The sequence below is a fragment of the Streptomyces muensis genome (genome assembly GCF_021474425.1).
Taxonomy (GTDB): Bacteria; Actinomycetota; Actinomycetes; order Streptomycetales; family Streptomycetaceae; genus Streptomyces; species Streptomyces muensis.
This window is the reverse complement of the sequence record NZ_JAKEIP010000063.1, coordinates 1-12,790: the sequence shown is the minus strand read 5'-3', so window position 1 is coordinate 12,790 and position 12,790 is coordinate 1. Positions and strand designations below refer to the sequence as shown.

Below are 12,790 nucleotides of genomic sequence, written 5' to 3'. Positions count from 1 at the left end.
TCAAAAGATGGCCGCCGACCAGGGAATCCTCCGGGACGCCATGGCCCGGGTGCCCGCCGGGGTGGCGCTCGTCACCGCCCATGACCGCACCGGAGTCCCGCACGGCTTCACTGCCAGCTCGTTCGTGTCCGTCTCCATGCAGCCGCCGCTCGCGCTGGTCTGTCTGGCCCGTACGGCCAACTCCTTCCCGGTGTTCGACAGTTGCCGCGAGTTCGCGGTGAGCGTGCTGCGCGAGGACCACACCGAGCTGGCGATGCGCTTCGCGCGCAAGTCGGCGGACAAGTTCGCGGGCGGGGAGTTCGTCCGCACCGCACGCGGAGGGACCGTGCTGGACGGGGCGCTCGCGGTCGTCGAGTGCACGGTCCACGAGCGCTACCCGGCGGGCGACCACATCATCCTGCTCGGCGAGGTCCAGTCCGTGCACGTCGAGGAGAAGGGGGCGCCCGCGGTCTACGTGGACCGCGGGTTCGCCGCCCTGTGCTCGGGGACGGGCGCCTGCGTGGCCGCCGCCGGGCGGGGCGCGCACGCGCATGCCGGCTGAGGGGAGTTGAGGAGGAACGATGTCCGTGACCGACGAGGTGACCGGCGAGCTGACCGGTGAGGACCTGGCCGGCCTTGCGCGGATCCGGGCCGAGGCCGAGGCCGGACCGGGGGAGCAGGCGACCCGGGCGCAGCACGCCAGAGGGAAGCTGACGGCCCGCGAGCGGATCGCGCTGCTGCTGGACCCGGGCTCCTTCCAGGAGGTGGAGCAGCTGCGCCGGCACCGGGCGAGCGGCTTCGGACTGGAGCACAGGCGGCCGTACACGGACGGGGTGATCACCGGCTGGGGCACGGTGGACGGCCGGACGGTCTTCGTCTACGCGCACGACTTCCGGATCTTCGGCGGCTCGCTCGGCGAGGCGCACGCCGCGAAGATCCACAAGATCATGGACATGGCGCTGTCGGCGGGCGCACCGCTCGTCAGCCTCAACGACGGGGCCGGGGCCCGGATCCAGGAGGGCGTCTCCGCGCTCGCCGGCTACGGCGGGATCTTCCGGCGCAACACCCGTGCCTCCGGGGTGATCCCGCAGATCTCGGTGATGCTCGGCCCGTGCGCGGGCGGCGCGGCGTACTCGCCGGCGCTGACGGACTTCGTGTTCATGGTGCGCGAGACCGCGCAGATGTTCATCACCGGCCCCGACGTCGTCAGCGCCGTCACCGGCGCGCAGCTCACCCAGAACGCGCTGGGCGGCGCCGACGTGCACGCCACGACGTCCGGGGTGGCGCACTTCGTGTACGAGGACGAGGAGACCTGTCTGGCGGAAGTGCGCTACCTGCTCTCCCTGCTGCCCTCCAACAACCGGCAGAACCCGCCCGTCCACCCCTCGGACGACCCGGCGGACCGGCCCACCGCCACGCTCTACGACCTGGTACCGCAGGACGGCAACCAGCCGTACGACATGCACAAGGTGATCGAGGAACTCGTCGACGACGGCGACTGGCTGGAGGTCCACGAGCGCTGGGCCCGCAACATCGTGTGCGGCCTCGCCAGGCTGGACGGCCGGGTGGTGGGCATCGTCGCCAACCAGCCGCAGACGCTGGCCGGGGTGCTGGACATCTCGGCCTCGGAGAAGGCCGGCCGCTTCGTGACGATGTGCGACGCCTTCAACATCCCGATCGTGACCCTGCTCGACGTGCCGGGCTTCCTGCCCGGGGCGGACCAGGAGCACGGCGGCATCATCCGCCACGGCGCGAAACTCCTCTACGCCTACTGCAACGCCACCGTCCCCCGCGTCTCCATCGTCCTGCGCAAGGCCTACGGCGGCGCCTACATCGTGCTGGACTCCCAGTCCATCGGCGCCGACCTGACCTTCGCCTGGCCGACCAACGAGATCGCGGTGATGGGCGCGGAAGGCGCGGCCAACGTCATCTTCCGGCGCGACATCGCCGCCGCCGACGACCCCGAGGCCAAGCGCGCCGAGATGGTCAAGCAGTACAAGTCCGAGCTGATGCACCCGTACTACGCGGCCGAGCGGGGCCTCGTCGACGATGTCATCGACCCGGCGGAAACCCGCGAGATCCTGATCCGCTCGCTCGCGATGCTCCGTACGAAACACGCCGACCTGCCGTCGCGCAAGCACGGCAACCCCCCGCAGTGAGCGCCCCGGCCGGCGCGGTCGGCGCCGCACTCCGCGTCGAGAGGGGCAGGGCGAGCGCCGAGGAGATCGCGGCCCTCACCGCGGTCCTCCTGGCCCGCGCCGCCACCCGGCCCGACCCCGCAGACGAGCACTGCCCCGACGGCCCCGCGGGCTGGCGCCGTCTGGAACGCACCCCGGGCTTTCGCGCACCGCACAGCTGGCAGGAGTCAGGCTGACCCCTGGATCTCGCCGGTGCCCTCCTGATGCAGTTCCAGGCTCACCGCCAGCTGGATCTGGGCGTCGACCCACGCCGGGACGGCAGCCGTCGCGCCGTCGCGCGCAAGGGCCGTGTCCAGGGCGCGTATCAGGTCGGCGGCGGTGTGCAGGCCGGTGCGCCGCAGTGCGGTGGCGCTGTCGGTCAGCCGGGTGCGGGCCGGCGCGGTCAGCCGGCGCAGACCGTGGTGGGCGGCCTCGGACAGGGCGGTGAGCGCCGACTCCAGGGCCGCCGTGACCGGGTCGGACGGCCGGGACGGGGCCATGGCGAGCGTGGTGTCGCCGTCACCGGGGGCGAGGTCGGGGACGGTCACGCCGGTCGCGGTCAGCACGGCCAGCGGCTCCAGCACGATCCTGCCGTGGGCGCGGTGCAGCATGCCGCTGACGCAGTGGACCTCCGCCTCGCCGAGCGCGGCGGCGAGCGCGTCCAGGGCGCCGGGGCACAGGGGGTTGTGGTCGGCGCGCACGAGGATCTCGCTGCCCGCGGGGTCCCGTACGACCGCCTCCAGTCGCTGCGCGGCGGGGTCGTAGCCGATCGACTCCACGGCCGACACCCGCACCACCCGCACCGACTCCGCCTCGACGCGCGGACGGATCAGCCGGGGCGGCCGCTCGCCCGCAGCCCGCAGATGAGCTCCGGCGTCGGCGAGCAGCAGACTGCCGGGCAGCTCACGCCAGGCCGAGCCGAGCGGAGTGACGCTGGTGGCGGCGACACGGCCCCGGGAGATGGTGACGGTCCGGTCGGCGGCCCGCGAGGTGTGCTCGCTCACCACGTTCGCCGTGGCGAGCGTGCGCAGCGGGGAGCCGAGCAGCCGACGGGCCGACAGCTCGTGCCCGGTCAGGGACTGACCCTCCGCCACCTCCCAGCGTCTGCGCAGCACCAGCACGATCCCGGCCTCCGCGTGCGCGAAGTACGTCTCGGCGACCCGGTCACCCGCACTGCCCCCGACCCGGCAGCCCAGCGCCACCAGCCGCACCCGCCGCAGCGGCGTCTGCGGTGCCTCCTTGGTGCCGAGCACCCCGACCGGATCCCGTCCTGAGGCACGGTGCCGGGCATGGAGCTCGGTCAGCAGCAGGGCGTACCGCTCCGCCGCGTAGCGCGTGCCGCGCGCGGTGTACGCGTCGAGCTGCTCCCGCAACTCGGCCACCGCCCCGGCCGGCCAGTGCAGCGAGGCCGCGGTCAGCGACTCCTGGGCGCGCGCGAGGGAGCCGGCGAACACCGGCCCCGCCTGCTGCACGCCGTCCAGAAGGAGGTCGTCGGCGAGGGCCAGGGCGGTGCGCAGGGCCGTGTCCGCGCGCTCCGTCGCGGCCGTACGGCCACCGACGCTCACCTCCGTCGACCGCTCGGCTTCCCCGGCCCGGAACGCCCAGACGGCCAGGGCCACGACCTCGCCCCGCAGCGCGGCGGACGCGTCGGTGAGGGCGTAGCCCAGCTCGTGCGGGACCGGGAAACGGACGGTGCAGGTGGGCAGTTCGACGCGGGGCTCCGGGTCGGCGGCGGTGGGACGGTGCAGCCGGGCGAGGTAGCCGCGCTCCTTGACGCGCCGCGCGGCGGTCAGGGCCGGCCGGCCCAGCGCGGCGGCCAGCGCCTCGTCGTCGAACTCGGCCGGGGACCAGTCGACGAACCTGCTCGCGGCGGCCGGCGAGTCATCCACCCCGGCGTCCGTGTCCGCGCCCTCGCCTGTGTCCGCGCCCTCGGCGGCGGTGCGCTGGTAAGCGAGCACCAGACCGATGCGGTGGCGGCACACCCCCGTCGCCCCGCAGCCGCAGTCCGCCGCGTCCAGGCCGAGCCCCGGCGCAAGAGCCGCCTCGGTGCCGTCCGGGAAGCGTCCCCGTACGGTGCCGTCGTCGCCGACGGTCACCGCCGGCCCGGCGCCTGCCGCCAGGTCCTTCTCGGCGCGCTTGACCAGGCCCCGGTTGGCGAGGGAGGCGAGCGTCTGCGGCGTCAGGGCCAGCAGATCGGCGCGGATGGTCACGGTTTGCGTCCTCACTGCCCCTGCCCTCCGGGTCCCTGCCCCGTGTGCCCTCCCCGGCCGATCATCTCGGCGACGAACTCGGCGAGCCGTCCCGGCGTCATCGCGCCCACCGGGGCGCCGACCCGCGCCAGCCGCCCGGCCAGGTCACGGTCGTAGACGGGATCGGCGGCCTCGTCGAGGGCGGCCAGGCAGAGCACGGTCGTCCCCTGCTCGACCAGCCGGCGCACGGTGCGCACCAGCCGGAACGGGTCGCCGCCCTCGTAGAAGTCGGAGATCAGGGCGACGATCGTGCGCCGGGGGTTCTCGACCAGCGAGGCCCCGTAGTCGACGGCCCGGGCGATGTCGGTGCCGCCGCCGAGCTGCACCCCCATCAGCAGCTCCACCGGATCGGTCACCTCGGACGTCAGGTCCACCACCTGGGTGTCGAAGGCGACCAGGTGCGTCTTCAGCCCCGGCAGGCCCCACAGACAGGCGGCGGTGACGGCGGAGTGGATCACCGAGCCGGCCATGGAGCCCGACTGGTCGACCAGCAGCACGAGTTGCCACTGCTCCAGGCGGCGGCTGGTGCGCGCGTGGAAGTGCGGGCGCTGGATGAGGATCCGGCGTTCCTCGGGCTGGTAGTGGGCGAGGTTGGCGCGGACGGTGGTCCGGAAGTCGAAGTCGCGGGCCAGCGGGAGACGGCTGGGGCGGCGCGAGCGGGAGCCGGTGAAGGCGCGGCGGACCTCCGGGCGCAGACGCTCCATCAGCTGCCGTACGACGGTCTCGACGATCCGTCGTGCCGCCGTCAGCACGTCGGGGTTCATCAGGTGCTTGGTGCGCAGGACGGCGCGCAGCAGGGTCTGGCTGGGCTCGACGCGGGCGAGGACGTCCGGGTCGGTGACGATCTCGTGGATGCCGTACTGTTCGACGGCGTCCCGCTCCAGCCGTTCCACCGTCTCCTTCGGGAACAGCTTGTGGATGTCGTCGAGCCAGTCCACGGCGGTGAGCTGTGACGGCCCGCTGCCGCCCTCCCGGGAGCCGGCCGACCCGCCCCGGCGCACCCCGCGGCGGCGCAGGTCCTCGTCACGGCCGTAGAGCCAGTCGAGCGCGGCGTCACGGGCGGCGGCCGAGCCGTGCGGAGGGCCGGTGTGGCGTTCGGCGGGGGAGCCGAGGATCAGACGCCACCGTTCGAGGGACGGGTCGGCGGCCGCCGGCGTCCCCTCGGGAGCCGGGGAGTTCATCGCACCGCCCCCAGGCCGTGCCGGTCGAGCAGTCGGGCCACGTTCTCCTCCAGGGCTCGGGCGCGGGCCAGCAGCAGCGGATCGGCGGTCGTACGCAGCAGGGAGCGTGCCGAGCCGTGCCTGCCGCGCCGCTGGAGCAGGCGCTCGGCGACGCGTTCGCGTTCGCGGGGCGGGAAGAAGGCGAAGGCCTGGCGCAGCGCGGGCAGGCCGGTGAGGAAGTCGTCCTCGGTCATCGCGGAGACGACACCGTCCAGTACGTCGATGAGGGGCTCCCCGTCGGCCGTCACCTCGGCGGTGACCTCCTCACGGGCCAGCGCGAACAGGCCGGCCAGCCAGTCCCCGAGGGCGTCGGACGCGGTGGTGGTGGCGAGTGCCTGTACGGCCGTCGCCGGGTCGTCGGGGACGCCCAGCGCCCAGCGCAGGCCGAAGGCGGCGCCGCGCAGGTCGGCGGGGGCACGCCGGTCGCGGCCGATCCGGGCGGCGGCCAGGGCGGCGGCCTCCCGGGTGACCGACGGCAACCGCGGGGCGTGCAGCAGCGCGTCCCGGGCGGCCGCCAGTGCCCGCAACCGGGCGAAGTCCACGCCGGGCCCGCCGTGCAGCCCCTCCGCCAGCCAGAACACCCGGTCGGTGGCGCCTCCGACGACAGCGCCCAGCAGCCGGCCGCGTGCCACCCCGAACACCCGGTCGTGCCGCCACAGCCCCAGCGCGGCCGTCAACACCTCGCCGAGCGGCCCGAGTTCGGAAACCTGGCCGACCTGCGCGGCGAGTGCCTCCAGCAGCTCGTCGCACAGGGGTCCGACGCCGCACAGCACCGCGTCGAACAGCAGCCCGGCGAGCGACCCCGCCTCCGTACCCGCCGCGCGTGCCCGCTCACCGAGCACCGTCGAGGCCGCCTCGTCCAGCCGCGCCCCGTACGCGCCCGCCTCGATGAGCCCCGCCTCACGTCCGCTCGCCGGGCCGGGCTCCCACCGCTCGGTGAACACCGGGTCGGCGCCGTCGGACGGACCCGAGACCCGGGTGAACCCGGGAACGCCCAGCACCCGCAGCCGATGCAGGACCTGGCTGCGCGTCAGACCGTCCGCTTCGGTCAGGTCGAGCGTGACCGGGCCGTCCGGGTCGGCCAGGCCCAGCCGGGCCAGCTGCTCGGCGACGTCGTGCACCAGCGGAGGCAGCGGGGTGTCCGGGTGCAGCCGGCCCTCGGTGTCACCGGCGCAGGCGGCGATCATCTCCACGACGACGGGATGGGTGCCGGCCCCGAGCGTGTCCCGTCCCGTCCACGGCAGCGGCTGCTCCAGGTCGTCGCTGATCAGCGCCCCGGCGAGACCGTCCAGAACGTCCACCCGGGTCTCGTACGCGTGGCCCCGCATCAGCGCGAGCCCCTGCGCCAGGCCGCGCGCGGCGATCAGGTCGGCCGTGGAGACCGGGATTCCGCGCGTGCGCAGCCGCTCGGCGACGGAGCGCAGCAGGCCCTGCGCGGCGGCGTGCGCCCCGCCCTCCCACAGCCGCTGGTAGTAGCCCGGCGAGGGCATGCCCGACTGGTAGCCGGCGAAGGCGTCCAACTGCCGGAAGGAGTACGGCACCAGGAAGCTGCCGCCGACCGCGCCCTCGGGCGGCGCGGGGACCTCGGGCCAGGACGGCGCACCGGCGGTGCCGTCGCCCCGCGCGGACAGCGCGCGCAGCGCCGGTTGATGGAAGCCGCCGGTCACCACCAGCACGGGCCGCTCTCCGGACCGGGCCACGGCCGCGCGCACCCAGGACGCCATGTACTCCTCGCGCGCACGGTCCCCGGGGTCGGCCTCCGCGTCCCCGCGCACGAGCTCGAAGTAGGCGTCAAGGCGGGCCCGCAGCTCGTCGGCGCCCTCCGTGCCGTCCACGCCGTCCGTGACCTCGAACAACCCGTCCCACAGCGCGTCCACCGAGTCCACGGCGAACTGCGCGCAGAGCCGCTCCGTCGCCCGCGCGTACCTGGCCTCGGCGTCCGCGTAGCGGTTGGTGTGCCGGTCGGCGCGCTCGGCGAACGCCGGATGCCAGGACGGCAGGTCGATGAAGCGGACCTCCGCGCCCGAGGCGTGGCCCTCCCGCAGGGCGATCCACTCCGGCGAGTAGTCGCACAGCGGCGCCCAGGAGGTCGCTACACGCGTGTCGTCCCGGTAGTGGCTGAACACGGCGACCGGCAGCCGGTGCCCGAGCAGCAGCTCGCCCAGCCGGTCGTTCATGTCGGCGGGGCCCTCCACCAGGACGTACGCGGGCCGCAGTTCCTCGATCGCCCGGCCGACCAGCCGCGCGCACGCGGGCGAGTGGTGCCGTACGCCGAGGAAGACGGCGGACCCGGCGGCGCGCGGCGGCACGTCGACGGCCGTGGATGTGCCCGGCATCAGTCCGCCAGCAGATGCCGCGCGTCGTGCAGGGCCTGCCACTGCGCGCCCTTGCGTCGTGGCACGTCCTGCTCCAGGAACCGCCGCAGCCGCGCCAGGTCCTCCGGGCTGTCCTTGGCGGCCGTGCCCGCCAGGCTCGCCACCACGTCGGCAGCGCCGCCCGGCTCACCGCGCAGGAACCAGCCGCGCACCCCCACCGCGTGCGCGACCGACACGGCCTCGGCGGTGCTCATCACCGCCGACATCCGCTCGCCCCGCCCGGCCGTGCCCCGCAGTTCACGGAAGGTGCCGACCAGGACCTCCAGCACGTCCCGGCGCGGCGCCGCCGCCACCCCGGACTGCCGCAGCAACGCCGTGGCCTCGGCCTCGACCAGCGCCAGCTCGGTGTCGAAGTCGGGGATCGGGAAGACCGTCTCGAAGTTGAAGCGGCGCTTGAGGGCGGCGCTCATCTCGTTGACGCCCCGGTCGCGGGTGTTGGCGGTGGCGATGACGTTGAAGCCCTGCCGGGCGAAGACCATGCCCTGCGGGCCGTCCAGCTCGGGGACGGCGATGACCCGGTCGGACAGCAGCGACAGCAGACAGTCCTGCACCTCCAGCGGGCAGCGGGTGATCTCCTCGAAGCGCACGATCCGGCCCTCGGCCATGCCGCGCAGCATCGGCGCGGGCACCAGGGAGCGGGAGGACGGGCCCTCGGAGACCAGCAGCGCGTAGTTCCAGGAGTACTTGATCTGGTCCTCGGTGGTGGCCGCGCCGCCCTGCACGGTGAGCTCGGAGCCGCCGCTGACGGCCGCCGCGATCAGCTCGGACAGCAGCGACTTCGCGGTGCCCGGCTCGCCGACGAGCATCAGCCCGCGGTTCGTGGCCAGCGTCACCAGGGCCCGCTCCACCAGCGAGACGTTGCCGACGAACTTGCGGCTGATGCCGGCCTGTTCGTCGCCGACGACGAAGCGGCGCGCGGCGCGCAGGCTGAGCTGCCAGCCCGGCGGGCGCGGATCGCCGTCGGCCGCGCGCAGGGCGGCGAGCTCGTCGGCGTAGCGGACCTCGGCGGGCGGGCGCTGCAACTGCTCCTCGGCGATGGTCACTTCCGTCACTTCGGTCATTTCGCGGTCACCTCGGTGAGATCGGCGAGCAGTTCGGAGGCCATGACCGGGTCCAGGCCGGCGAAGCGCAGCCCGCTGTCGCGGCTGTTCCACCAGCCGTCCGGGCGGTTGTCCAGGCCCACGGTCTTGAAGGTCTGGTCGCCGAGTTCGTCGACCATGCCCACGGCGATGCCGGGGTCGAGGTCGATCACCAGGTAGCGGCCCTCCTCGATGCGCCGGTAGAACCAGCACTCCACGCCCGCGTCCTGCGGCTCGCCCCGCTCCCAGCCGCGCTTGGTCAGGCCGAGCAGCTTGCCCACCGGCACCGTGGCCCCCTCGAACCGGGCCAGCCGGCGGCTCGTGGCCTCCTCCTCGGTGAGGGCGTGCACGGCCCGGCCCAACTGCGGGAACGGCTGCAGGATCTCGTAGTCGGCGAAGAGCTCCGACCAGGCGCCGAGATCGTCACCCAGGTGCAGCGGATGCGCCAGGCGGACACTCGCGCCCTCGGGCAGCGTCAGCTCGTCGTCGCCCACGTCCGCGAACGTACGGTCCTCCGCCACCCGGAACGCCGTCACCTCCCCGTCCGCCTCGCCGAGCCAGACCAGGCGCCGCACCAGATGCCACAGCAACGGATGCGCCACGAACAGCTCCTGGAACTCCGCCGCCGTCCAGGACCGCCCGGCGACCATCGCCGCCTCCAGCCGCCGCACCTGGTCGGCGGCGACGGTCCGCACGTCCTTCTTCAGCGCGGCGAACCGCTTGCGCTCGGCCGGCGCGAGCTCCGGGTCGTCCTTGGCGGCCGGGGCGGGCAGGGCCTTGCGGGGCTTGCCGTCGGCGTCCCGCACATACGGCCGCAGCTGCTCGTCGAAGCCGACGGTGAACCGCCGGGTGCCGTAGTCGATGACCGTGCTGCCGTCGGCGTCCAGGCCGAAGTCGGGGACCAGCCGGTCGCCGAGCTGCTCGGCCGTGAGGCCCAGCCCCTCCGCGACCTCGGCGATCTTCTCCTGGGCGCGGACCTTCAACGCCTTGAACGGCACCCGCTGGGCGATGCCGTGCAGATGCAGCAGCGCCACGTCGGTGCCGATCGAGGCGAGGACGTTCAGCCCTTCCACGGCGCGATGGTGCGCCCCCTCACCGGGCCACGCGCGCAGCACGGGCGTCAGCCGCCGTACGGTCTCGTCGTCCCCGAGCCAGCCCAGCGCGTGCAGCGCCCAGCTCTCCTTCGGGGGCATCCCGGCGAGCCGCCACTGCTCGAACACACCCCAGGCGAAGGCGGCGAGGGAATCGGCCGTGCAGTGCCCGGTCAGCACGTCGAGGCCCGGATAGACCTCGCCGGGCTTGGACAGCGCCAGCAGGGTGACCGCGTGCCGTACCGCGTCGGCGGGCAGTGCGCCGCCGCCGTCCTTCAGCAGGATCTGCGGCAGCAGCGCGGGCTCGGCCCAGGCGCCGACGGCCGGCATCCGCGCCGGAAGGGCACTCTCCAGCGGGTCGGCGGACAGCAACTCCTCGACGATGCCCACGGCTTCCGGCTCGCTCGCGGCAGCCGCCTCCAGTACCGCCGCCCCGCCATGGGCGTCCGCCAGCAGCCGCAGCGCCTGCTCGGCGCCCCGCCGCACCGTGCCCGGCTTGCCCACCGCGTGCGGGACGAGGTAGGGGGCCGCGGCCGTCCCGTGCCGCGTCAGCCACGCGCGGGCCGTGGCGTCGGCCGACTTCAGCCGGGCCAGCCAGTCGCCCACCAGAGCGGCGACCTCGGTACTCAGATACGGCAGGACGAGCGTCCCCAGGGTGGAGGGGTGCCGGGCGGCGGCGCGCAGCAGCAGCGGCAGGGCGTGCACCTCGTGCCTGGCGGCGACGGGCTTGAGCGAGGCCTCCCCGTCCCAGTAGTCCTCGGGGGCGCAATCGGCCAGCAGCGGCCGAACGACGTCCTCGGGGCCGACGACGAACAGCCGGACGTCCCGGACGTCCTTCAACTGGCCGCCCTGCTGGAGCAGTTCGATCTCCTTGGACCAGCTGTAGCGCTCGCGCCACCTGGCGTACCAGGACGTGGTGCCGGCCCACTGTTCCCGCTCGCCGGTCCGCCAGCCGACCCGCGGCCGCGGCACCACCGGTGTCCCGGTCGCGACGCGGGCCTTGCGCGCGGTGCGCTTCCTCGTCCACGGCGGGCTGACCAGCAGCGCGGGCAGCGCCTCGACGGGGGCGTCGGCCACCCGGCCCCGGTTGCCGAGCAGAGGCTCGACGAGGGCGGCGACATCGTCGGGCAGGTCGGGCAGCACGGCGGCGGTCAGCTTCGGAAGGGTCCGTACGTGCGCCGCGAGCAACTGCTCGGCCATCGAGGCGTACTTGGCAGATCCGAGCGCCGCCTTCCCCAGCAGCCGCAGGGCGCGGACGGGGTAGCGCCGCATCGCCTCCAGCAGGTTCGGGCGGACGTGCTTGTTCTCGACGCGGGCGAGGAGCACCCCGAAGGCGTCGTCCGTCGGCAGCTCCACCAGGGCGCCCGCGAAGGCCTTCACCCGGTCGGAGCCGTAGGCCACGTCGATGCCCTTCTCCAGGACGGGGGCGAAGTCCTTGCCGACGCCCTCGGCGAGCGTCGCCACCAGCGGCATCGTCCAGCCGTTCCAGCCGACGTCGAACCTGCCGCCGAACTGCTCCAGCTGAGCAGGGGAGTCGAGCGAGCACAGCAGCATCGCCCGCAGCGCCTCGTCGACCGTGGCCGCGTCCGCGCAGCTCTCGGCGACCCACTCCCGCTCGCCGGGCACCAGATACGACACGACGACGCGCCGCCGCGCCCCGTCCCGGCACTGCGCCAGCGCGGCGACGGCGAGCCGGTAGGTGTCCTCGTCGGCCACGCTCAGCAGCGAACGCAGCCGGTCGGCGAACTTGGGCCGGGCCCAGTGGCCGCCGTCGGAGGTGGTGCCCGCGCGCAGCCCGAGCCAGGGGTCCTCCCGGCGCCCGCCGTACTGCATCCAGTGCGGCTCGACGTCGAAGTACTCCACCACCGCCCGCGCGGCGAACGGCAGGCCGTGCGCGCGGACCCAGGCGTCCACGAAGACGCCGTCGGGCAACTGGTAGTGCATCGTCACCGCCGCCAGCGCGGCCGCGCCCAGCGGATCGGGTGTGCCGGCCAGGTGGGCGCGGGTGGCCTCGACGATCCGTGGATCGCTCTTCGGCGCGGTGAGCATCTGCTCGACCCAGTCCGCCTCCTCCTTCAGCCGGCGCGTCACCAACTCCTCGGCCTCGGGGCGCGGTTCACCGACGGTCCGCCGCACCCCGCCACGCCGCGGGTACGCCAGCCGCCGCCACGCGGCGGGCAGCACGAAGGTGTCCTCGTCGGGCAGGACGGCTTCCTCGTCCGAGCCGGCCTCCACGTCCCCGACCGGAGCGGCCGCCGCCGCCTCGACCGCCCGATACCCCTTGCGCTCCTTCTCCGCGACCGCCTTCGCCAGATACTGCTCGGCCAGCTGGGCCGACTCCAGCTCCTTGACCTGCGTACGACCCTCGGTGCCGACCCGTCCGTAGCGCACGGTGACGACGGCCCCCTCGGCCTGTGCCTCCCAGAACTTCGCCGAACCGTCTCCGACAAACTCCCAGCGCCGCACGGCCCCTCCCCTTCGCCGGCCCCCCGGCCGGTGATCGTTCGATCAAGTGGCCGTCACAGTAGTGGGAGCCACTGACAGTGGGTCCGCGGGCCGGCGCTCGGACCCGCCCGCACCCGGATGGGAGGATGCGAGGACGCGGCGGGAGGGGCGGGAA

8 protein-coding genes are annotated in these 12,790 nt (G+C 74.5%); 3 read left to right on the top strand and 5 right to left on the bottom strand.

What is annotated here, in order from left to right:
• Positions 1-7: 7 nt before the first annotated feature.
• The 3 genes from L0P92_RS17500 to L0P92_RS17490 are packed head-to-tail and all read left to right on the top strand — an operon-like array spanning position 8 to position 2,353.
• Positions 8-541: a flavin reductase family protein gene (locus tag L0P92_RS17500; protein WP_234763664.1), complete on the top strand. Its 534-nt coding sequence runs from the start codon at positions 8-10 to the stop codon at positions 539-541.
• 19 nt (positions 542-560) lie between these two features.
• Positions 561-2,138: an acyl-CoA carboxylase subunit beta gene (locus L0P92_RS17495; RefSeq protein WP_234763663.1), complete on the top strand. Its 1,578-nt coding sequence runs from the start codon at positions 561-563 to the stop codon at positions 2,136-2,138.
• Positions 2,135-2,353: an acyl-CoA carboxylase subunit epsilon gene (locus L0P92_RS17490; RefSeq protein WP_234763661.1), complete on the top strand. Its 219-nt coding sequence runs from the start codon at positions 2,135-2,137 to the stop codon at positions 2,351-2,353. Before L0P92_RS17495 ends, L0P92_RS17490 begins: the two co-directional genes overlap by 4 nt.
• Here the strand turns inward: L0P92_RS17490 and L0P92_RS17485 are convergent.
• The 5 genes from L0P92_RS17485 to L0P92_RS45495 are packed head-to-tail and all read right to left on the bottom strand — an operon-like array spanning position 2,345 to position 12,636.
• Positions 2,345-4,366, bottom strand: a complete 2,022-nt coding sequence (locus L0P92_RS17485) for a YehQ family protein (protein WP_234763660.1) — start codon at positions 4,364-4,366, stop codon at positions 2,345-2,347. The two genes, L0P92_RS17490 and L0P92_RS17485, sit on opposite strands and share 9 nt — an antisense overlap.
• An 11-nt stretch (positions 4,367-4,377) precedes the next feature.
• A complete protein-coding gene (locus L0P92_RS17480; protein WP_234763659.1) occupies positions 4,378-5,586 on the bottom strand; it encodes a VWA domain-containing protein in 1,209 nt (402 codons plus the stop codon).
• Positions 5,583-7,961 carry a DUF5682 family protein gene (locus L0P92_RS17475; RefSeq protein WP_234763658.1) on the bottom strand — a complete coding sequence of 793 codons (2,379 nt, stop codon included), beginning with the start codon at positions 7,959-7,961 and terminating at the stop codon, positions 5,583-5,585. Before L0P92_RS17475 ends, L0P92_RS17480 begins: the two co-directional genes overlap by 4 nt.
• Positions 7,961-9,061: an ATP-binding protein gene (locus L0P92_RS17470; RefSeq protein WP_234763657.1), complete on the bottom strand. Its 1,101-nt coding sequence runs from the start codon at positions 9,059-9,061 to the stop codon at positions 7,961-7,963. Before L0P92_RS17470 ends, L0P92_RS17475 begins: the two co-directional genes overlap by 1 nt.
• Positions 9,058-12,636 carry a WGR and DUF4132 domain-containing protein gene (locus L0P92_RS45495; RefSeq protein WP_234763656.1) on the bottom strand — a complete coding sequence of 1,193 codons (3,579 nt, stop codon included), beginning with the start codon at positions 12,634-12,636 and terminating at the stop codon, positions 9,058-9,060. The genes L0P92_RS17470 and L0P92_RS45495 overlap by 4 nt, the downstream gene beginning before the upstream one ends.
• Positions 12,637-12,790: the final 154 nt, after the last annotated feature.

What these genes read in the sequence shown, in the direction of transcription:
- L0P92_RS17500 (WP_234763664.1), top strand. Translation starts at nt 8, where the DNA reads ATGGCCGCCGACCAGGGAATCCTCCGGGACGCCATGGCCCGGGTGCCC.
- L0P92_RS17495 (WP_234763663.1), top strand. Translation starts at nt 561, where the DNA reads ATGTCCGTGACCGACGAGGTGACCGGCGAGCTGACCGGTGAGGACCTG.
- L0P92_RS17480 (WP_234763659.1), bottom strand. Translation starts at nt 5,586, where the DNA reads ATGAACTCCCCGGCTCCCGAGGGGACGCCGGCGGCCGCCGACCCGTCC.
- L0P92_RS17475 (WP_234763658.1), bottom strand. Translation starts at nt 7,961, where the DNA reads ATGCCGGGCACATCCACGGCCGTCGACGTGCCGCCGCGCGCCGCCGGG.
- L0P92_RS17470 (WP_234763657.1), bottom strand. Translation starts at nt 9,061, where the DNA reads ATGACCGAAGTGACGGAAGTGACCATCGCCGAGGAGCAGTTGCAGCGC.